The sequence below is a fragment of the Curtobacterium sp. UNCCL17 genome (genome assembly GCF_000686685.1).
In the GTDB taxonomy this organism is placed as follows: Bacteria; Actinomycetota; Actinomycetes; order Actinomycetales; family Microbacteriaceae; genus Curtobacterium; species Curtobacterium flaccumfaciens.
Window position 1 is genome coordinate 99,930 of the sequence record NZ_JMLI01000017.1, and the last position, 20,949, is coordinate 120,878.

The 20,949-nt window shown below is 71.5% G+C and carries 19 protein-coding genes; 9 read left to right on the plus strand and 10 right to left on the minus strand.

The window, feature by feature from the left end; genetic code table 11:
• Position 1 precedes the first annotated feature (1 nt).
• Positions 2 to 1,693, minus strand: coding sequence for a class I adenylate-forming enzyme family protein (locus BR70_RS0100645; RefSeq protein ID WP_027464497.1), 1,692 nt, complete (start codon positions 1,691 to 1,693; stop codon positions 2 to 4).
• A gap of 197 nt (positions 1,694 to 1,890) precedes the next feature.
• Complete coding sequence (locus BR70_RS0100650) at positions 1,891 to 4,287, minus strand: Ig-like domain-containing protein (protein ID WP_155896718.1); 2,397 nt, start codon at positions 4,285 to 4,287, stop codon at positions 1,891 to 1,893.
• Between the two features lie 218 nt (positions 4,288 to 4,505).
• On the opposite strand from BR70_RS0100650, the gene BR70_RS0100655 reads away from it, so the two are divergent.
• The gene (locus tag BR70_RS0100655) at positions 4,506 to 5,087 is read left to right on the plus strand and encodes a LemA family protein (RefSeq protein WP_027464499.1); all 582 of its coding nucleotides are present in this window, start codon (positions 4,506 to 4,508) and stop codon (positions 5,085 to 5,087) included.
• 19 nt (positions 5,088 to 5,106) lie between these two features.
• Complete coding sequence (locus tag BR70_RS0100660; RefSeq protein WP_027464500.1) at positions 5,107 to 6,009, plus strand: M48 family metalloprotease; 903 nt, start codon at positions 5,107 to 5,109, stop codon at positions 6,007 to 6,009.
• Between the two features lie 4 nt (positions 6,010 to 6,013).
• Here the strand turns inward: BR70_RS0100660 and BR70_RS0100665 are convergent, their stop codons facing one another.
• Positions 6,014 to 7,297: a winged helix-turn-helix domain-containing protein gene (locus BR70_RS0100665; RefSeq protein ID WP_027464501.1), complete on the minus strand. Its 1,284-nt coding sequence runs from the start codon at positions 7,295 to 7,297 to the stop codon at positions 6,014 to 6,016.
• Positions 7,298 to 7,390: 93 nt separating this feature from the next.
• Here BR70_RS0100665 and BR70_RS18835 point away from each other — a divergent pair, with 93 nt between their 5' ends.
• A complete protein-coding gene (locus tag BR70_RS18835) occupies positions 7,391 to 8,650 on the plus strand; it encodes an AI-2E family transporter (protein WP_051596497.1) in 1,260 nt (419 codons plus the stop codon).
• Between the two features lie 48 nt (positions 8,651 to 8,698).
• Positions 8,699 to 9,958 (plus strand): threonine ammonia-lyase, encoded by a 1,260-nt coding sequence (gene ilvA / locus BR70_RS0100675; RefSeq protein WP_027464502.1) that lies wholly within the window; start codon positions 8,699 to 8,701, stop codon positions 9,956 to 9,958.
• A 132-nt stretch (positions 9,959 to 10,090) separates the two neighbouring features.
• Here ilvA and greA read toward each other — a convergent pair whose 3' ends face one another.
• Together greA and BR70_RS0100685 are read right to left on the minus strand one after the other, a co-directional pair.
• Entirely contained in the window at positions 10,091 to 10,579 is a 489-nt protein-coding gene (greA, locus tag BR70_RS0100680) for a transcription elongation factor GreA (protein ID WP_017886739.1), read from the minus strand.
• Positions 10,580 to 10,650: 71 nt separating this feature from the next.
• Entirely contained in the window at positions 10,651 to 11,142 is a 492-nt protein-coding gene (locus BR70_RS0100685) for a DUF4307 domain-containing protein (protein ID WP_051596498.1), read from the minus strand.
• A gap of 19 nt (positions 11,143 to 11,161) precedes the next feature.
• Between BR70_RS0100685 and mca the strand changes: the two genes are divergently transcribed.
• Positions 11,162 to 12,052, plus strand: a complete 891-nt coding sequence (mca, locus tag BR70_RS0100690) for a mycothiol conjugate amidase Mca (RefSeq protein ID WP_027464504.1) — start codon at positions 11,162 to 11,164, stop codon at positions 12,050 to 12,052.
• On the plus strand, positions 12,049 to 12,354 hold the full coding sequence (locus tag BR70_RS18840; protein ID WP_017886736.1) for a hypothetical protein: 306 nt from the start codon (positions 12,049 to 12,051) through the stop codon (positions 12,352 to 12,354). The genes mca and BR70_RS18840 overlap by 4 nt, the downstream gene beginning before the upstream one ends.
• Positions 12,355 to 12,535: 181 nt before the next feature.
• Here the strand turns inward: BR70_RS18840 and trhA are convergent, their stop codons facing one another.
• On the minus strand, positions 12,536 to 13,255 hold the full coding sequence (gene trhA / locus BR70_RS0100700; RefSeq protein WP_051596553.1) for a PAQR family membrane homeostasis protein TrhA: 720 nt from the start codon (positions 13,253 to 13,255) through the stop codon (positions 12,536 to 12,538).
• A 96-nt stretch (positions 13,256 to 13,351) separates the two neighbouring features.
• On the opposite strand from trhA, the gene BR70_RS0100705 reads away from it, so the two are divergent.
• The 3 genes from BR70_RS0100705 (at position 13,352) to BR70_RS0100715 (ending at position 17,634) form a co-directional block, all read left to right on the plus strand.
• Complete coding sequence (locus BR70_RS0100705) at positions 13,352 to 14,137, plus strand: isoprenyl transferase (protein ID WP_027464506.1); 786 nt, start codon at positions 13,352 to 13,354, stop codon at positions 14,135 to 14,137.
• Between the two features lie 85 nt (positions 14,138 to 14,222).
• Positions 14,223 to 15,332 (plus strand): aminotransferase class V-fold PLP-dependent enzyme, encoded by a 1,110-nt coding sequence (locus BR70_RS0100710; protein WP_035807560.1) that lies wholly within the window; start codon positions 14,223 to 14,225, stop codon positions 15,330 to 15,332.
• A gap of 940 nt (positions 15,333 to 16,272) precedes the next feature.
• A complete protein-coding gene (locus tag BR70_RS0100715; protein WP_173035851.1) occupies positions 16,273 to 17,634 on the plus strand; it encodes an RNA 5'-3' helicase PhoH2 in 1,362 nt (453 codons plus the stop codon).
• A 170-nt stretch (positions 17,635 to 17,804) separates the two neighbouring features.
• On the opposite strand, the gene BR70_RS0100720 is transcribed toward BR70_RS0100715, so the two are convergent.
• From BR70_RS0100720 to BR70_RS0100735, 4 genes are all read right to left on the minus strand, one after another.
• Positions 17,805 to 19,208, minus strand: a complete 1,404-nt coding sequence (locus BR70_RS0100720) for a class II fumarate hydratase (RefSeq protein WP_027464509.1) — start codon at positions 19,206 to 19,208, stop codon at positions 17,805 to 17,807.
• Positions 19,209 to 19,333: 125 nt separating this feature from the next.
• Complete coding sequence (locus BR70_RS0100725; RefSeq protein WP_027464510.1) at positions 19,334 to 19,948, minus strand: carbonic anhydrase; 615 nt, start codon at positions 19,946 to 19,948, stop codon at positions 19,334 to 19,336.
• 56 nt (positions 19,949 to 20,004) lie between these two features.
• A complete protein-coding gene (locus tag BR70_RS0100730) occupies positions 20,005 to 20,640 on the minus strand; it encodes a DUF4245 domain-containing protein (RefSeq protein ID WP_027464511.1) in 636 nt (211 codons plus the stop codon).
• Complete coding sequence (locus BR70_RS0100735) at positions 20,637 to 20,882, minus strand: exodeoxyribonuclease VII small subunit (RefSeq protein ID WP_027464512.1); 246 nt, start codon at positions 20,880 to 20,882, stop codon at positions 20,637 to 20,639. Before BR70_RS0100735 ends, BR70_RS0100730 begins: the two co-directional genes overlap by 4 nt.
• Between the last annotated feature and the right edge of the window lie 67 nt (positions 20,883 to 20,949).

Genomic DNA, 20,949 nt, shown 5'->3' on the forward strand with positions numbered 1-20,949 from the left:
GCTACGGCTCGATCAGCCGGCCGGCTGCCGCATCCGCCGCGGCCGTGTCCTTCGCCAGGTAGTGCACCTTCTTGCCGGTGGCGTTGTAGGGGACGTCCGTGACGAAGCGGTACCGCCGCGGACGCTTGTACCGGGCGAGGCCCGGGTGGGAGCCGGTCCACTCCTCGAGCGCGGCCGCTGCCTCGGCGTCGTCGGCCGGCAGTCGGTCGCCGGCACGGACGACGTACGCCGTGACGACCTCGCCCCACCGCGGGTCCGGCACGCCCACCACGATGGAGTCGGCGACCCCGGGGTGCTCCTGCAGCACCGCCTCGACCTGGACCGGGTGCACGTTCTCGCCACCGGAGATCACCATGTCGTCCTTGCGGCCCACGATCGTGACCCGCTCGTGCTCGTCCCACGTGGCGAGGTCGCCGGGGTAGAACCAGCCGTTCGCGAACTTCTCCGCCTCGAGCCCGGGGTTCCGGTACGAGTAGCCGGACTTCACGGTGCGCACGGCGAACTCGCCGATCTCGGTGCCGTCCTTCGCCACCGTGTCGGTCGGGTCGGCCAGACGGTCCTCGTGCACGCGGACGACGGCGACGTCGTCGTCGGTCGATGCGCGACCGGTGGAACCGGCGCCGTCCGGGAAGTCCTCGGGGCGCAGGAACGTGTTCCAGAAGGTCTCGGTGGTGCCGTAGCCGTTGAAGATCCGCGGCGACAGCAGCTCCTGGTAGCGCAGTGCCGCGGCTCGGTCGAGTGGTGCGCCCATCGTGACGATGCCGTTGAGGCTCGACAGGTCCCGCGCCCGGCGTTCCTGCGCGTCGGCGAGCTGCACCAGGTTCGGCGGAGCGCCGATCAGGAACGTCAGGCGTTCGGACTCGACCAGGTCGAGCACCCGGTCGGCGTCGAAGTGGCGCAGCGTCGTGAGTTCCGCGCCGACGTAGAACACCGGGTTCGGGCCGCCGGAGTACAGGCCGCCGCGGTGGAACAGCGGCGACATGTTGAGCGTCTTGTCGAACGGACTGAGCGGGAAGTGCATGACCACGTCGTGTGCGCTGAGCACCTCGACCAGGCTCGGCAGGGGTACGGGCTTCGGCCGGCCGGTGGTGCCCGAGGTGTAGAGCCGGGTGGACTCGTCGTAGGTGCTGCGCGGACCGATCGCCGCGAGTTCCTCGGGGGAGAGGGGCTCGGACGCGAGCATCTCGGCGAACCGGTCGTGGTCGCCACCGACCGGGATGACCTGGTCCGGCCGGTGCGGCGACGACCCCAGCGCAGCGGTGATCGCACTCGTCCGCTCGGTGTCGTGCACCAGGACGGCGGGTGCGGAGTCCTCGATGATGAACGCGACCTCGTCGGGGGCGAGCCGGAAGTTCGTCGGCGAGAACACCGCGCCGATGCGGTGGCAGGCCAGGTAGAGCATCGCGAACTCGGGTGTGTTGAACAGCTCGACCATCACGACCGAACCCCGTCCGCCACCGTGCCGGACGAGCCACCCGGCGATCCGGTCGACGACGTCGCCGAGTTCGGCGTAGGTCCACGAGCGGTCCGTCTCCGGCTCGCGCAGCGCGGGTCGGCCGGCGAAGCGGTGGGTGTTGCGGGCGAAGCCGTTGGCGTAGGTGAAGCTGCCCTCGAACACCTCGCGGAAGCGCGTCGCGTCGTAGTCGGACCGCGTGTCCGTGTCGGGGTGGCTGTCGGGTCGGGTGTCGGTCATCATCGCTCCTGCCGCGGTCGTGCGGTGCACACCGACTGTCCTGCGCGGGCACCGGTCACGAGGCGCCGCTGCACCGCTGGTCCGGTGCGGCGTGGTCGTCCGATCGTCACACTAGCCCGCTGTCCGCGAACCGGCCCGGATGTGCGTCTTCTGTCCCGGGGGCGGAGCGGAGCACCGCTCTGGAGGCCCGGCTCGGCTCAGACGCGGGCCGCGCGCCGGTCGGTGCGCAGCCAGACCAGGGCCGCGATCGCGGCCACCACACAGGCCGCGGCGATCCCGACGAGCAGGGCCGGTGCGGCGTGCGTGCCGGTCGTCCCCGAGTAGACCGCGGTGGTTAGCGCCACGGCGACCACCGCGAGCGCGACGTACCGACCGCGGGAGGCGGCGAGCAGCGCGCTGCCGGCGGACCCCGCGACGGGCAGCAGGGTCGCGACCACGGCGCCGAGGCCACCGACGCACAGGGTGATGGCGAACTCCGACCCGAGCGACACCCAGAAGCCCCCGCCGGCGAGCAGGCTGTGCAGCACCCAGCCGGCCGCGGCGAGGCCGAGCAGGGCCAGCACCCGCCAGGTCGCACCCCGGGCGCTCGTGGCGATCCCGGTGCCCAGGCGGAGCGGGCCGGTCCCCAGTCCGGGGCGGCCGGACGGCACGAGGACGACACCGACGATGAGGGCGGGGGAGAGGTCGGCCGCACGGGTGACGCCGCACGCCACGAGCGCTGCGAGGACGAGCCACGGCGACACCCGGAACCCGACGGCGCGGTGATCGCTGCCGGCTGCCCACCGCGTGGCGAACACGACGGCGGCGGTCAGGACACCGGTGCCGGCGAGGACGGCGATCGCCAGACGGGCGTACCGGGCCTCGAGTTCGACGCCGACCCCGAGCAGGGTGCACAGCGCCGCGACGGACACCGCGATGGCGATGGACGCCCAGGTCGGCAGGACGTCGTCGCCCCGTGTGCGGTCCGACCGCGAGCGGTTGCGTCCGAGCAGCGCCGCGAACGGCGAGCGGAGGCGGCCGCGGGTGACCGCGGCCACGAGGGCGAGCGGCGCGGCGATGAGCAGGAGGAACCCGGCGGCGACGGCGGTGGCGACCAGGACGGTCCGCCACGAGAACGCGGCCTGGATGGTCGGGACGGTGCGGTCGTAGGTGGTCGCCGCGGTCCAGTCGCCCGCGGGTCCGGACCAGTCGGGGTGGCCTCCGGTGCTGCCGACGCCGGCCGGGGTGCTGCCGGTGCCGGTGCCGCTGCCAGTGCCGGTGCCGTCGCCGTTGCTGGACCCGTTGCCGGTGCCTGCTGCGCCGCCGTCGTCGTTGCCGCCGTCGCCCCCGTGGCCGGCGGCATTCGTGCCGTTGGCGTTGCCGGTTCCGCCGTGGCCGGTCGTGCCGGGGGTGCCCGCCGTCGCGCTGGACCCCGGCGTCGACGTGCCCGGTGTCCCCGGGGTGTCCGTGGCGGCCGGCGTCGGTGCTGCGGTCGGGGTCGTGGTGGTGGTCCGCACCGTGACCCGCACGGCGGCTGACGACCGGGAGTAGTTGCCCGCGACGTCGTGCTGCGTCGCAGTGAGCTTGTGCCCGCCGGCGCGCAACGTCGACCCCGCGGTGGAGCACGACCACGAGGCGTCCGACCCCACCACCGCGCCGCACACCGGCGCACGGTCGACGTACACGGTCACGCGGGCGCCGGGTTCACCGGTCCCGGCCACCGTCGTCGAGCGGGTGCCGATGCGCTGGCCGTCGTCCGGGGTCGTGATGCGCGGGGCGGCCGGCGCCGTGCGGTCGACCGTGACCGTCACGGGAGCGGAGGCCGCGCTCCGCAGGTCGGACCGGTACCCGTCGGCCGTGCTGGCAGTCTGCGACGCCGTGACGGTGAACCGACCGTCGGCCCGGGTCCCCAGGGCGGCGACCCACCGGCCGTCTGCGCCGACCCGGGCGGTCTGCTGGGCCGAGGACCCGGACACCGAGAGCGTCACGGTCGATCCGGGGTACCCCGTGCCGGAGACCGTCCCGCCGGTGGGCCCGGCGGACGAGAGGGTCGGCGGGACGATGACGTCCGACGCCGGTGCGCTCGCGACGGGCAGTGCGGCGGTGAGGTCGCGCACCGTGAACACCTGGTGCGGACCGGAGCGGACGGTTCCGAGGCAGGCCCACGATCCGTTCGGGTCGACCCGGGTCGTGCACCCGGACGAACCCGTCGCGGCCGGACCCGTCACCCGGACCGCGTGCCCGGGGGTACCGGTGCCGTGGAAGCGCGTCGTCCCCGTCGTGACGTCACCCGGATCGGCGATCGTGGGCCGCACGGCGGGACGGGTGGGTGTGGGCGTCGGAGCGCCCGGACGGCCGGTGTTCGGCGGGGCGATCTCGCTCGTCCCGGGCGTGGCGGTGGGAGCGGCGGCGGCCGGGGCTGCCGGGGCGTCCGCAGCGGCCGTGACGACCGACGGGCCACCCGCGGCGACCGCGACGGCCGGGGCTGCCGCGGCGCCGAGCAGGGCGGCGACGAGGACCGTCGTCGCCGCTGCGAGCAGGGCGAAGCGGGGACGACGACGAGGGCTGTCGCCCCCGACAGCCCCCTCGTCCACGTTCTCCCCGCTCGTGTTCACCGGACCCATCCCACGGGATCGGCGGCCTCCGGTCAATACACCTCGCGGATGAGGTTCGGTATCGGGCCGCAGTCCGGGAGCCCGGTGTGCGTGACTCGGGAATCGGCCGTGAACACTGCTCGAGGAACAGAGCATGCTCAGCGCGTCGATAGACTTCACGATGGCCGTTCAGGTCAACGCAGCACCGCGGATCCCGACGCGCAAAGGAGTACGCCCGCATGGACACCGGACTCGTCACGACGCTCATCGTCGTCGGAGTGGTGGTGGTCGTCCTGGTGATCATCGGGATCTACCTCTGGGTGACGTACAACTCCCTCGTCACGCTCAAGGTCCGGGTCGACGAGGCCTGGAGCGACATCTCGGTGCAGCTGAAGCGCCGCGCCGACCTCATCCCCACCATCGTGGACACGGTCAAGGGGTACGCCACGCACGAGAAGGCGGTCTTCGACGACGTGACGAAGGCCCGCGCCGAGACCCTGTCCGCCGGTGACGCCGACACGGCCTCCACCGCCGAGGGGCACATGCAGAAGGCGCTGAAGAGCGTGTTCGCGGTGGCCGAGGGGTACCCGCAGCTGCAGTCGAGCCAGAACTTCCTGCAGCTGCAGTCCGAGCTCGTCGACACCGAGGACAAGATCCAGGCCGCCCGCCGGTTCTACAACGGCGGAGTGCGTGAGCTGAACACGAAGATCCGGGTGTTCCCGAACTCCACGTTCGCGAAGAACCGCGGCTTCTCCGAGGCACCGTTCTTCGAGACGAACGAGCCGGCGGCCATCGCCGAGCCGCCGCGCGTCCAGTTCTGACCACAGCGTCGGATCCGACGTGTACAGCGCCATCGCGCGGAACAAGCGCAACACCGTGGTCATCGTCCTGGTGTTCCTGCTGATCATCGGCGCGCTCGGGTTCCTCGGCGGGTACCTCGCCGGCAACGTCTCGATCGGCTTCATCGTCCTCGTGGTCGCCCTCGGGTACGCGGTGCTGCAGTACTTCCTGGCGGCACGGCAGGCCACCGCGATCGCCGGTGGGGTCGAGATCGACCGCGTCTCCGAACCACGGCTGTGGCGGACCGTCGAGAACCTCGCCATCGCGACCGGCATGCCGATGCCCCGGGTGTTCGTCATCCCCGACCCCGCGCCGAACGCCTTCGCCACCGGGCGTGACCCCGAGCATGCGGTGGTGGCGGCGACGACGGGGCTGCTCGAGCTCATGGACGACCAGGAGCTGCAGGGCGTGATGGCGCACGAGCTCGGACACGTCCGGAACTACGACATCCGGGTGTCGACGATGGTCTTCGGTCTCGTCGTGGCCGTCGGGCTCATCGCCGACGTCCTGCTCCGCATCTCGATCTTCAGCGGTCTGTCCGGCGGGCGGAACCGCAACTCGGACAACGGCGGCAGCGCCAACCCGGTGCTGCTCATCGCCGGGATCGTCGCCGTCATCGTGGCCCCGATCGCGGCGGCCGGCGTCCAGGCAGCGGTGTCCCGGCAGCGCGAGTACCTGGCCGACGCGACGGGCGCGATGACGACCCGTCATCCGGAGGGCCTGGCGCGGGCCCTCGAGAAGCTCGGTGCGTACGGTCGGCCGATGCAGACGCAGAACTCCTCGATGGCACACCTGTGGATCGCCGACCCGATGCGCCCCGGCGTGATGGACCGGCTGTTCTCCACACACCCGCCGCTGCCCGACCGCATCGCGCGGTTGCGGGCGAACGCCGACCGGTTCTGAGGGGTCAGCCGACGCCGTCGGCGGCCGAGTCGTCGGCCGTCTCGACCGGTTCGGGGGCGTCCGCGTCGTCAGCGGACTCGTGCGGCACCAGGGGTACTCCGAGGGCTCCGGCGACGGCCGCAGCCGCGGTGCCGCGGTCGGTCACCTCGATCGCGCCGAGACCCTGCCAGCTCGCGGTCCGTCGCAGTGTGTCGGCGAGACGCTCGGGGTCCAGGTGCTCGCCCGGCTCCTGCCACGCGGTCCGGACGCGGAGCACGCCGCGCTGCCGGTCGCTCTTCAGGTCGATGCGGCCGACGAGCCGGTCGTCCTGCAGCACCGGCAGCACGTAGTAGCCGAATACCCGCTTCGGGGCGGGCGTGTAGATCTCGATCCGGTAGTGGAAGCCGTACATCCGCTCGGCCCGCCGCCGGAACCAGACGACCGGGTCGAAGGGGCTCAGCACCGCGTCCGTGGGCATCTGCCGGGGGACCCGAGCGCCCACGTGCAGCCACGCCCGCTCACCCCAGCCCTCGACCCGCACCGGCAGGAGCTCGCCGGCGTCGGTGAGCTCGGCGATCGCGGTGGCCGTGTCGTCGGAGCGCAGCCGGTAGTAGTCCGCGATGTCCGCTCGGGTGCCGATGCCGAGCGCGCGTGTGGCCTGGCGCACGAGTTCGAGCACGGCGTCGGCACGCGGCGGGGCGGTCTCGAGGAAGCCTGCGGGCAGCACCTGCTCCGGCAGGGCGTACACCCGCTCGAAGCCGACTCGTCCGGCGCTCACGGCCTCGCCCCAGCGGAACATCTGCTCGAGCCCGAGCTTCACGTCGCTCCACCCCCACCAGGGGCCGCGCCGAACGTTCGACTCGTGCTCCACCGCGCTCGCCCGCATCGGCCCCTCGGCTCGGAGCAGCGCGTGCAGTTCGCGCCGGACGGCAGCAGTCCGGGTGACGCCGTCGACCCTGGTCGGGCCGGCGTCACGCTCCCGCAGGGCGTCCATCCGCCACCGGAACAGCCGCAGGTCATCGCGGGGGATGAACGCCGCCTCGTGCGCCCAGTACTCGGTGTACGGACCCGAACGTCCGAGCGTCAGCCGGTCGAGCGTCGACCGGTCGTAGGCCCCGAGCCGGGCGAAGAGCGGCAGGTAGTGGCTGCGTTCGAACACGTTGACGGAGTCGATCTGCAGGAGCCCGAGCCGGCCGAAGGCTGCGTTCAGCGCACGCGTCGAGACGAGTTCGGCGGGTGGTCGTCCGAACCCCTGCGCGGCGAGTGCGACCCGGCGGGCCTCGGCGGCGGAGAGCGTCGACCTGGGCATGCCGCGACGCTACCGAACCCCGCCGACATGAGGGTCCACGAACGTATGCCGTATCTGGCACCTGACGGGAAGCACATCGCTACACTCGGGCGCATGGCATGGGGAAGCAAGCAGACACATCCCGACCCCGTGGTCGAGGAATCCGTCCCGGTCGGCGTGCGCATCGCCGGTGCGTGGTCGTGGCGGGCGCTCGTCGTCGTGGGCGTGATCGCCGTCTTCATCTGGCTCGTCACGGTCTTCAGCGAGATCCTCATCCCGTTCCTGGTCGGCATCGTGGTCTCGGCGCTCCTCGTCCCCATCTCGAACTGGCTGCAGCGGCACCACGTGCCCAAGTGGCTCGCCGTCGTGATGAGCCTGCTCGGCGGCATCGCGGCGCTCGGTGGCCTGATCTGGCTCGTCGTCGACCAGATCATCGCGTCCTACCCCTCCCTGCGTGACCGGACGGTCGACCAGTACGCGAACATCAAGGACTTCGTCCTGAGCTCCGGGTTCGGCATCAGCCAGTCCGACGTCAACGGCTGGCTCGACGACGGCACGAAGTGGCTGCAGGACAACTCCGCGTCGATCCTGTCCGGGGTCGCCAGCGCGGGTTCGGGTGCCACGCACGCCTTCGAGGCGCTCTTCATCATCCTGTTCACCACGATCTTCCTGCTGATCGACGGCAAGAACGTCTGGCGCTGGTCCGTCCGGCTGTTCCCGAAGAAGGCGCGCGCTGCGGTCGACGGCGCCGGTGTCGCCGGCTGGATCACCCTGACGAGCTTCATCCGGGTCCAGATCTTCGTCGCGTTCGTCGACGCGGTCGGCATCGGTCTGGGGTCCTTCATCGTCGGGCTCTTCTTCGGCGGCATGCCGCTGGTCATCCCGATCGCAGCCTTCGTGTTCCTCGGTGCGTTCATCCCGGTCGTCGGTGCCATCGTCACCGGCTTCCTGGCGGTGTTCGTCGCGCTGATCTTCAACGGTCCCCTCGCGGCTGTCCTGGTGCTCGGGGTCGTGCTGCTGGTCCAGCAGATCGAGGGCCACATCCTGCAGCCGCTCGTCATGGGCAACGCGGTCAAGGTCCACCCGCTGGCGGTCGTCCTCGGCGTCACCGCGGCCTCCGGTCTCGCCGGCATCGCCGGAGCGTTCTTCGCCGTCCCGCTGATCGCGACGCTGAACGCCATGGTCACCACCATCGCGAGCGGACGCTGGCGGCGACTCGACTCCGACCACGTCCTCGAAGCGACGCCGAAGCGCGGGCAGCACGGGCAGATCCAGTTGCTCCGACGCCGTCGGCACAAGGTCGGCGACGACGTGCCGGCACCGGGCGTCGACTCGGGTCCCTCGGCCGAAGAAGACACCGCCAGCACCAACTGAGCGTCACACGAGTTCGCCGCGGGGGCCGTGAGCGACGATGATGGGGGAGTGACCGACACCAGCGCCTCCCCGCACACGCTCACCGCGATCCCGACCCTCGCGGACATCGAGGCGGCGCGCGAGACCATCAAGGGCGTCGCACGCGTCACCCCGATGGAGACGTCGCAGTTCCTCGCCGAGCTGCTCGGGTCCCCGGTGCACCTGAAGTGCGAGAACCTGCAGCGCACGGGTGCCTACAAGGTGCGCGGTGCCTACAACCGCCTGTCGACCCTGTCCGCCGAGCAGCGCGCCAAGGGCGTCGTCGCCGCGAGCGCCGGCAACCACGCGCAGGGTGTCGCCCTCGCCGCCCGCGAGCTCGGCATCCCCGCGACGATCTTCACGCCGGTCGGCGTCGCCCTGCCCAAGCTGCAGGCCACCCGCCACTACGGGGCCGACGTCGTGCTGCGGGGCCACTCCGTGGAAGAGGCGCTGAGCGCCGCGAAGGACTTCGCCGCCCACACCGGCGCCGTGTTCATCCCGCCGTTCGACCACCCGGCCGTGATCGCCGGGCAGGGCACGCTCGGCCTCGAGATCATCGACCAGGTGCCGGACGTCGACACCGTCGTCGTGCCGATCGGTGGCGGCGGCGTCATCTCCGGCATCGCGCTCGCCGTGAAGGGCATGGCCGAGCGGCTCGGACGGCAGATCCGGGTCATCGGTGTGCAGGCGGAGAACGCTGCGGCCTACCCGTCGTCGATCACCGCCGGCGAGCCCGTCACCATCACCACGAAGCCGACCATCTCCGACGGCATCGCGGTGGCGCGCCCCGGCGACCTGAACTTCCCGATCATCCGCGACCTGGTGGACGACATCGTCACCGTCTCGGACGACGACACCGCCCGCGCACTGCTCGTCCTGCTCGAGCGCGCCAAGCTCGTGGTCGAGGCAGCGGGGGCCGTCGGCGTCGCCGCGATCATGTCCGGTGCCGTCCGCGACACCGGCCGCACCGTGGTGCTGCTGAGCGGCGGCAACATCGACCCGCTCATGATGGAACGCGTGATCACCCGCGGGCTCGTGGCGGCCTCGCGCTACATCGGGATCCGCATCATGCTGCCGGACCGCCCGGGTCAGCTCGCCCGCGTCGCGCAGGTCATCTCGGACGCCGGCGCGAACGTGGTCGAGGTGCTGCACACCCGCCACGGCCAGGGCCTGGTCATCAACGAGGTCGCGCTGGACCTGTCGATCGAGGCGCGCGGCCCGGAGCACGCGCAGGAGGTCATCCAGCGCCTGCACGAGGTCGGCTTCCGCCCGGAGCTCCTCGAGCACTAGTCCGCGACGATCCACGAGTCGTTCGACGCGTGGACTGTCCGAAAGGCGGTGCGCGCTCTGGGCGCGACCAGCGGACAGACAGGAGGCCCGTGGCGGTGACGCCACGGGCCTCCTGTCTGCAGTGGGCCGGGTCTACGGCTCGTAACGCTCGATCTTGACGACCTCGACGGCGATCTCCTTGCCGTTCGGTGCCGTGTACGTGGCCTTGTCGCCGGCCTTGAGGCCGACGATGGCCGCGCCGACGGGGCTGACGGGGCTGTAGACCGTCAGGTCCGAGCCCTCGGCGACGATCTCGCGGCTGCCGACCAGGAAGGTGGACTCGTCGCCGGCGATGACCGCCGTGACGACGGTGCCCGGCTCGACCGTCCCGTCGAACTCCGCTTCGCTGACGGTGGCGTGCTTGAGGAGCTCGGTGAGGACGCGGATGCGGGCCTCGATCTTGCCCTGCTCGTCCTTCGCGGCGTGGTAGCCGCCGTTCTCCTTGAGGTCGCCCTCTTCGCGAGCGGCCTCGATGCGGCGCGCGATCTCGGCACGGCCCTCGCCGCTCAGCTCGTCGAGCTCCGCCTTGAGACGGTCGTGCGCCTCCTGGGTCAGCCAGGTGACCTGCGTGTCGTTGCTCATGTTCTGTCCCTTCGACCATGAAAAAACGAGACCGGCCGAGTGGTCGGTCTCGAGAGGCGAATCAGGACAGTCTAGGGAATCCAGCAGTCGTGGATCAAGCCGGTCACGCCCCGCGTCGTCGTGGTGACCTGCGTGGAGATGCTCCGGCTGCGCTGTTCGGACGCCGGGACGGTGATCTCCTTCCAGCCCACGATCGAGTAGCTCTTGTCGAGGACCTGCACGGCGCACTTCGCCTCGACGCCCGGGTCGACCGACACCTGCGAGTGGACGACGGTGCTGTGCTCGGACAGCACCTCGTACCCGATGACGTCCTGGTCGAGGCCGCGGTCGGACTGGTCGAGCCCGGCCCAGATCACCCACGCACCGAAGACCACGACGACCGCGATGGCCGCGACGATCGCGAAGAGGCGGCTGCGGCGCTTGCGGGCCGGGGTGCGGCCGTAGCGCTCGTCGAGGGTGGCGGTCTGGGTCTGTTCGGACAGTTCGGGGCTCCCGGGGTGGATATCCTGATCCCAGGGTAGTTCACGCGATGCTGTGCGCTGCCCGCGTCCGACGCCGCTCACCCGCAGTGAGGAACCCCACGTGCCCTACCGTCTGCTGGCCGTCCACGCCCACCCCGACGACGAGTCGAGCAAGGGTGCCGCGACCGCCGCGAAGTACGTGGCCGACGGGCACCAGGTGCTCGTCGTGTCCTGCACCGGCGGCGAGGCCGGCGACATCCTGAACGACCAGCTCGGCGAGCCGGCGACGAGCCGTGCCCACCGTGACATGGCCGGGTACCGCCGCACCGAGATGGCCGCGGCGCAGCAGGCGCTCGGCATCGACCACGTGTGGCTCGGGTACCACGACTCGGGGCTGCCCGACGCCGAGAAGGGCGAGACGGTCCGGCCGGGCACGTTCTCCACGGTGCCGCTCGAGTACAGCACCGAGGCCCTCGTCCGCGTGATCCGCCGGTTCCGCCCGCACGTGCTCGTCACCTACGACGAGAACGGCGGCTACCCGCACCCCGACCACATCCGCACGCACGAGGTGTCGATGGCCGCGTGGTCCGCCGCCGCCGATCCGTCGGCGTACCCGTCCGCCGGTGCCCCGTGGTCGATCGCGAAGCTCTACTACGAGCGCACGATGAACCCGCGCCGCTTCAGCACGATCTTCGAAGCCCTGCAGGAGCGCGACCCGGACAGCCCCGCGATCGAGCAGCTGCGCGAGTGGGTCGAGCGGTTTGCCGACCGCCCCGACCTCGCCACCACCCACGTCGACGTGCACGAGTACTTCGACCAGCGTGACGCCGCACTCCGCGCGCACGCCAGCCAGGTCGCACCGGACAGCGCCTTCTTCTACTGGCCGAACGACCTCCTCGCGACGGTGTGGCCGACCGAGGACTACCAGCTCGTGGAGGCACGCGTGCCGACCGAGCTCCCGGAGACCGACCTGTTCGCCGGGATCCCAGCCGACAAGGAACCGACCTCGTGAGCACCATCGCGGCGGCACTCGCCGCCACCCCCAGTCCCAGCCCCTCGGTCGTCCCCGACGTCGACGTCACCCCGGGTGTCGTCGGGTTCATCGCGATCGCACTCGTCGCGATCGTGACGATCCTGCTCGTGGTGGACATGACCCGACGCATCCGCCGGACCCGCTACCGCGCCGAGGTGCGCGAGCGGCTCGAGGCCGAGGCGAACGGCACCGCGGGCGACGGCACCGCGACGGACGAGCCGGAGCGGCGGGCGGCCGAGGACGGCCGGGCCGACGTCGGCGACGACACCGAGCGCGGCTGACGCGACCGGGTACGGACTGGAGGCCCGTGGCGATCCCGCCACGGGCCTCCAGTCCGCCTCGTGCGCACCTACCGGAACCGGGCGTACCTGGTCGAATCGGGCGTACCTGGTCAGAAGTTCCGGGTGAGTACGCCCGGAACCACCAGGCATCGCACCCGTTCTGGGAAGGAACGTGCGACGGTCAGCGCACCGGGTCCAGCGCGACGATGAGCACGCCGACCCACTGCGCACCGAAGGCCACCACGGTCAGGGCGTGGAACACCTCGTGGAACCCGAACTGCGTCGGCACCGGGTTCGGCCGCTTGAAGCCGTAGACCAGCGCGCCGATGATGTACGCGACGCCGCCGGACAGGATGAGCACGGTCATCGGCACGCTCGCCGCGAAGAACTGCGGCAGCAGCCCGAGGGCAGCGCACCCGAGCACCAGGTAGATCGGGACGTACAGCCACCGGGGCGCGTTGATCCAGAGCACCCGGAACGCGATGCCGAGCGCTGCGCCCGACCACATCACCCAGAGCACGACGACCATGAGCGTGTGCGGCAGGGCGCAGATCGCGACGGGCGTGTAGGTGCCGGCGATGAGCAGCAGGATGTTGGTGTGGTCGATGCGCTTCAGCACGGCCTTCACCTTCGGCCCCCACGGGAACCGGTGGTAGGTCGCGGAGACACCGAACATCGCGAGCGACGTCGCCATGAACACCGCGCTGCCGACCTTCGCTGCGGTGCTGTCGGCGAGGGTGATCAGGACGATCCCCATCGCGATCGCGAACGGGAACGCACCGAGGTGGATCCAGCCGCGCCACGCCGGACGGGGTTCGGCAGCGGTCGTGGTGGCGGTCGCCGACGCCTCTTCCGTGAACGGGACGTGGGGGAGTGTTCCGGTCTCGTGCTCGTCCTGCATGGTCCCGACCATAGGGCCTGACCCCGAACGACAGCCACGTGTCCGCAGAGCGGGTGCCTCAGGGAGCGTGTGCCGGTGGTGCACTACGCTCGGTGCGTGACCGGGACGGCGGGATGGACAGGGCGAGGGATCCTCTACCGCGCCTACCAACGCCGGATCCGCCGCCAGCTCGAGGGGGCAGCGAAGCCGAAGCACGTCGCCATGATCGTGGACGGCAACCGCCGCTGGGCGAAGCAGCTCGGGCTCGAGTCCGCCGCACACGGCCACCGCGCCGGCGCCGCGAAGATCCCGGAGTTCCTGACGTGGTGTGACGACCTCGGCATCGAGGTCGTGACGCTGTACCTGCTGTCGGCCGACAACCTGACGGGTCGCGGCGGCGAGGAGCTCGAGGAACTCGTGGGGATCATCGCCGACCTCGCCGGGGTCCTGGCCGACAACCGAGACTGGCGCGTGCAGCACGTCGGGTCGAACGAGGGCCTGCCGGAGAACCTGGTGACCGCGCTCGAACAGGCCGAGCAGCGCACCGCCGGCCGCACCGGGCTGCACGTCAACCTGGCCGTCGGCTACGGCGGCCGTCGTGAGATCGCGGACGCCATGCGCAGCATCGTGCAGGCGCACGGTGCGGGTGGCGGCACCATCGACACCCTGGCCGAGGTGCTGACGCCGGAGCTCATCGGCGACCACCTGTACACGCAGGGTCAGCCCGACCCCGACCTGGTGATCCGGACCTCGGGCGAGCAGCGGCTGTCGGACTTCATGCTGTGGCAGAGCGCGCACAGCGAGTTCTACTTCGTCGAGGCGTTCTACCCGGACCTGCGCGAGGTCGACTTCCTCCGGGCGGTCCGCGACTTCGGGCTCCGGTCGCGTCGCTTCGGCGGCTGAGCAGCCACCTCCCGCACCGGGTTCGTCGGCGGAGCCGCGTCCCAGTAGGCTCTCAGGGTTCAACCCTGTGAAAGGTGCACCACCTGTGAACATCGACGAGTACGCCGCCGGCTTCTCCGAAGACCCCGGTTACCTCGACCACGCTGCGTTCGGCCCCGTGCAGACCGCCGTGCTCGAGGAGCAGCGTGTGCTCGGCACCATCCAGGCACACATGCGCTTCGGCGCCATGGAGACCCTCGACGAGCAGGACGCCCGCGTCCGCACCGTCGCCGCCCGCCTGGTCGGCCGCCGCGAGGACCAGGTCGTCTCGCAGGCCGCGACGACCCCGGGCCTGCTGCACACCGCCTTCGGCCTGACCGGCGGCGTGCTCGTGTCCGCCGACGAGTACCCCTCGCTGCCGCTCGCACTGGCCAGCGCCGCCTCGGCCACCGGTGGACGGGTACAGCCCGTCGTCATCGAGTCGGGTGCCGGCTGGGTGACACCCGAGCTGATCCGTGAGCGCCTGACCGACGAGGTGACCGCCGTCGCGGTGTCCCTGGTCGACTGGCGCACCGGCTACCTGACCGACCTCGCCGCCATCCGCGAGGTCATCGGCGACCGCCTGCTCATCGTCGACGCGATCCAGGGCTTCGGCGTGGTCGACGCCCCGTACGAGGTCGCCGACGTCGTCGCCACCGGCGGACAGAAGTGGTTGCACGCCGGGTGGGGCACCGGGTTCGTGGCGTTCAGCGACCGTGCCCTGAACCGGATCCGTCCGGCACTGTCCGGCCCGCACGGCACGTCCGGCTGGCCCACCGAGGTCCCGGCGGTGCGTCCGGGGGCGGCCGGCTTCCAGATGTCCCGCATCGACCCGGTCGCGCAGGCCCGGCTCGCGGTGTCGCTCGAGCGCCTCACCGCGGTCGGCGTCGCCGCCGTGCAGGAGCGGATCACCGACCGCGTCGAGCGCGTGTTCGCCATCGCCGACGAGTTCGGGCTCGAGGTCGAGTCCAGCCGCGACCCTGCCGAGCGCGCCGGCATCGTGGTGCTCCGGCCGATGCAGGGTCGCGTGACGGCCCTGTCCGCCGCGATGCACAACCACGGCGTCACCGCGACCACGCGGCTCGGGGTCGCGCGAGTGTCCGTGTTCCCGTCGACCACCGACGAGACCCTGGACATGTTCCGCGACGCCTGCGTCTCGTACGCCACCATGCAGTAGCAGCGGCGTGCCTGCTGTCCGCCGTCCGGAGCCGTTCCGGAGCCGTTCCGGGGCCGTTCCGCAGTCCGCGAGCGGTCACGACACCCCGCTCACGTCCGCCGAGTGGTCACCATCTGTCGGCCGGAGTCGTCGCAGCCGACGGTTCGTGACCAGCCGGCGCTGCCCGCCCGACGGCCTGGAGGCGCGGCGCCAGGCCGCCACGGGCCTCCAGTCCGGAGCCGGCGAGCGGTCACGACGCCCCGCTCACGTCCGCCGAGTGGTCACCATCTGTCGGCCGGAGGGGCCGCAGTCGACGGTTCGTGACCAGTCGGGGCCACCCGCGCGACGAGTCGCGACCCACGGACGGCCTGGAGGCGCGGTGCCAGGCCGCCACGAGCCTCCGGTTGGCAGCCGGCGAGCGGTCACGACGCCCCGCTCACGTCCGCCGAGTGGTCACCACCTGTCGGCCGGAGTCGTCGCAGCCGACGGTTCGTGACCAGTCGGGGCCACCCGCGCGACGAGTCGCGACCGACGGACGGCCTGGAGGCGCGGTGGCAGGCCGCCACGGGCCTCCGGTCCGCAGCACGCGAGCGGTCACGACACCCCGCTCAGGTCCGCCGAGTGGTCACCATCTGTCGGCCGGAGTCGTCGCAGCCGACGGTTCGTGACCAGCCGGGGCCACCCGCGCGACGAGTCGCGACCAACGGACGGCCTGGAGGCGCGGTGCCAGGCTGCCACGGGCCTCCAGTTGGCAGCACGCGAGCGGCGCGAGCCACGCTCGCGTTGTTCACGCGACCGTAACTCCGGAAACCGCGTGTCGCTGTCAGCGTGTCGGGGGCCGGACGTACGTTGTCCCCATCGGGCACCGCGCCCGATCGAAGCGGCCACAGTCGGTGCTTCGGGACCCGCTCCGTGGCCGCGTTCGAGGACAGGACCGGGCCCGTCGCGGCCCGGGGATGGAGTGGTCGTGACCTCTCAGAACGTCTCTCGCGGAGCACAGCAGCAGCACACCGCGGACTCGTCCACATCGGTCGCCCAGCGCACGTACGTGCTCGACACATCGGTGCTCCTCAGCGATCCGCGGGCCTTGTTCCGCTTCGCCGAGCACGCCGTGGTCCTGCCCGTGGTGGTCGTCAGCGAACTCGAGTCGAAGCGCAACGACCCGGAGATCGGGTACTTCGCCCGGCAGGCCCTCCGGCTGCTCGACGAACTGCGCATCGAGCACGAGCGGCTCGACTTCCCGATCGCGATCGGCGACGGCGGCTCGTTCCGCGTCGAACTGAACCACTCCAACCAGTCCGTCCTGCCGTCGGGCCTGCAGCTCGGCGACAACGACTCCCGCATCCTCGCCGTCGCGTCGAACCTGAAGAACGACGGGCTCGACGTCGTCGTCGTGTCGAAGGACCTGCCGCTCCGGGTCAAGGCGTCGTCGATCGGCATGGCGGCAGAGGAGTACCGCGCCGAGCTCGCGGTCGACTCGGGCTACACCGGCATCGCCGACCTGCAGGTCTCCGGCGAGCAGATGTCCGACCTGTACGAGAAAGAGGAGATCCGCTCCGCGAAGCTCGACGGCGTCCCGGTGAACACCGGGGTCGTCATCCACTCCGAGCGCGGATCGGCCCTCGGCCGCGTGCACGTCGCCGGAGCCGTCGCCCTGGTGCGCGGCGACCGCGAGGTCTTCGGACTCCGCGGACGCTCGGCCGAGCAGCGGCTCGCCATCGACGCCCTGCTCGATTCCGAGATCGGCATCGTCTCGCTCGGCGGCAGCGCCGGCACCGGCAAGTCGGCGCTCGCCCTGTGCGCCGGACTCGAGGCGGTGCTCGAACGGCAGCAGCACAAGAAGATCATGGTGTTCCGCCCGTTGTACGCCGTGGGCGGGCAGGACCTGGGCTTCCTGCCCGGTGACGCCGGCGAGAAGATGAACCCGTGGGCGCAGGCCGTCTACGACACCCTCGGCTCGGTGGTGTCGGACAACGTCCTCGACGAGGTGATCGAGCGCGGCCTGATCGAGGTGCTGCCCCTGACCCACATCCGCGGCCGCTCCCTGCACGACGCCTTCGTGATCGTCGACGAGGCGCAGTCGCTCGAACGGAACGTGCTGCTCACGATGCTCTCGCGCATCGGCCAGAACTCGCGGGTCGTGCTCACCCACGACGTCGCGCAGCGCGACAACCTGCGGGTCGGCCGGCACGACGGGATCGCGTCGGTCATCGAGCGGCTCAAGGGGCACCCGCTGTTCGCACACGTCACGCTGACGCGGTCCGAGCGCTCCGCGATCGCCGCCCTGGTCACGGACCTGCTGGACTCGCCCGACCTGGTGTAGCGGCAGGCACTGACGAGGTTTCGCGCTGACCGACAGGTCACGCGCTTCCGGGCGCGTGACCTGTCGCTCAGCGCGTGAGGCGGGTCGAGCCGCCATCGGACGGACGGGAGGCCCGGTGCCAGCTGGCACCGGGCCTCCCGTCCGTCCTGGGGTGCGTCAGGAGCGTCGCACTACTTCGGGTGGGTCATGCTGAGGACGTCGAGCGCCTCGTCGAGCTGCGCCTCGGTGACCTCGCCACGCTCGACGTGGCCGAGGGCCACGACGGCTTCGCGCACGGTGAGGCCCTCGGCGACGGCGTACTTCGCGACCTTCGCCGCCGCCTCGTAGCCGATGACCCGGTTGAGCGGCGTGACGATCGACGGCGAGGACTCCGCGAAGGCTCGGGCGCGCTCGAGGTTCGCCTGGAGCCCGTCGATGGTCTTGTCGGCGAGCACGCGCGAGCTGTTCGCCAGCAGTCGGATCGACTCGAGCAGCGCCGTGCCCATCACCGGGATGGCGACGTTGAGCTCGAACGCACCCGAAGCCCCGGCCCAGGCGATGGTCGCGTCGTTGCCGATGACCCGGGCACCGACCATCAGGGTGGCCTCGGGGATCACCGGGTTCACCTTGCCGGGCATGATCGAGGAGCCGGGCTGCAGGTCGGGGATGTGCAGCTCACCCAGGCCGGTGTTCGGACCCGAACCCATCCAGCGCAGGTCGTTGTTGATCTTCGTCAGGCTGACGGCGAGCACCTTGAGCGCTCCGGAGGCCTCGACCAGGGCGTCACGCGCACCCTGCGCCTCGAAGTGGTCGATGGCCTCGGTGATCGGCAGGTCGGTGTCGCTCGCGAGCTGGGCGATGACCCGCTGCGGGAAGCCCTTGGGGGTGTTGATGCCGGTGCCGACCGCGGTGCCGCCGAGCGGGACCTCGGCGACGCGGGGGAGCGTCGCCTGCACCCGCTCGATGCCGAGGCGGATCTGGCGTGCGTAGCCGCCGAACTCCTGCCCGAGGGTGACGGGCGTGGCGTCCATCAGGTGCGTCCGGCCGGACTTCACGGCGTCGGCCCAGAGCGTGGCCTTCGCTTCGAGGGACTCGGCGAGGTGCTCGAGAGCGGGCACGAGGGTGCGGAGGAGCGCCTCGGTCACGGCGACGTGCACGGAGGTGGGGAAGACGTCGTTCGACGACTGCGAGGCGTTGACGTGGTCGTTCGGGTGCACCGCAGAACCCGCGATGTCGGACGCCAGTGTCGCGAGCACCTCGTTCATGTTCATGTTCGACGACGTGCCGCTGCCCGTCTGGTAGACGTCGACCGGGAACTGGTCGTGGTGCTGGCCGCCGATGATCAGGTCGGCCGCACCGGCGATGGCGTCGGCGACGGCGGGCTCGACGATGCCGAGTTCACCGTTCACGATGGCCGCCGCCCGCTTGATCCGTGCGAGCGCCACGATCTGCGCCGACTCGAGCCCGGTGCCCGAGATGGGGAAGTTCTCGACGGCGCGCTGGGTCTGGGCACGGTAGAGCGCCGACTTCGGCACCCGTACCTCGCCCATGGTGTCGTGCTCGATGCGGAACTCGGTCGGGGTGGTGTCGGTCACGTCGTCGTGGTCCTTCCTGGGGTGCTCGCCGGTCGCGGTCGCGCCGGCCCGTGCCTGCGCCCCGGGGTCGCCGGGGCGGTCGTCGTCGGGCTGGGTCTTGTCTGGCTGGGTCTTCGTCGGGTCGGTCAGACCTGGCCGACGACGGTGTCGATGGTGACTTCCCCGGTGGCGAGGTCGTAGGTCGCCCCGACGACGGCCAATCTACCCTCGGCCACGGCATCGGAGACCGCGCCGGAGCGCTCGATCACCTGGCGGAGGGTGGCTTCGAGGTGTGCGGCGCCGACGGCTTCCTGCGGGAGCTCGGCGTCGGTGAGCCGGACCTTCTCGACACTCGGGGCGATCGCGTCCACGAGGGCCTGCAGGTGCGGGGCGGGGACGGGCTCACCGGAGCGGGCTGCCGCGACGGCACCGCACCGGGTGTGCCGGAGCACGACGACCAGCGGTGTGCCCAGGGCGACGACCGCGAACTCGATCGAGCCGAGCACGACGTCGTCGACGATCTGCCCGGCGTTGCGGATGGCGAACAGGTCGCCGATGCCGGCGTCGAAGACGTGCTCGAACGGCACCCGCGAGTCCGAGCAGCCGAGGACGGTCGCGAACGGCGACTGCGATCCTTCGAGCTCGGTGCGGCGATCCGGGTCCACGCGGCCCATCCGGCGCTTGTCGGCGGCGAAGCGGGCGTTGCCGTCGACGAGCAGGCGCAGGGCGTCGGACGGGGTGGAGGCGGCGCGGTCGGGCATGGGGCTCCTCGGTTCGGGTGGGACGGGGTGGTGACTGGCGGGGCGGTGCCCGTCGTCTACTCGGTCAGTTCTCGGGAGACGGCGGTCGCGACGGTCCGGAAGGCCTTATCGTCGGCGGTGCCCGAGAGCACGATCGTGTTCTTGCCGAACGTCGAGACGAGCGAGTACGCGTGGTTGCCGGCGTCGGTGCCCTGGGCGCGGCGGTCGTAGACGGTCCACTCCGTGTCACCGATCGTGCGGTCACCGGTGGACGGCCGCTGGTCGAGCTGGTTCGACACCCACGAGGCGTTGGCGTCGATGCCCTGCTGCAGGCCGAGGTACTGCTTGTCCGGCGTCACGAAACCGACGGTCCAGACGTCCACGCCGTCGGTGGTCTTGCTCGCGAAGTCCGCGCGGTTGGCGCTGTAGCCGTCCGGCAGCGGCGGCGCCACCAGGGTGACGTCGTCGACGTTCGCCTTCGCCGCGATCTGCTGGTATTCGACGGTGCGGTCGACCGTGGTGTCCGGACGGACGACGACCGCCACCAGGAACAGCACGATGCCGAGCGAGGCGATGAGCGCGATGACCAGGTTGAACGCGGTCTGGTGCTGCCGGCGGGCGGTCCGGGCAGCGTCCTTGCGGGCCCAGGTCTCCTCTGCCGTCTCGGGGCGACCGAGCTCGGCGACGATCGGGCGGCCGTCGGGGTCGGTCATCGGCCGGAGCCGTCCTGGGCGTCGCTGGCGGCACGGGCCGCGTCGAGCCGTGCACGAGCGCCGACGAGCCACTCTTCGCACCGGGCGGCGAGGGCTTCGCCCCGCTCCCACAGCGCCAGCGAACGCTCGAGGGTCGCGGAGCCCTGTTCGAGCTCGCTCACGACGCGCACGAGTTCGTCGCGGGCCGCTTCGTAGCTCAGCGACTGGACGTCGGTCTGCTCGGGTTCCTGCTGGGATGACACGGGACGATCCTACCGAGCGTCCACCGACGATCCGACGCCCGGTCCCAGGCTGTGGAGAACACCCGTG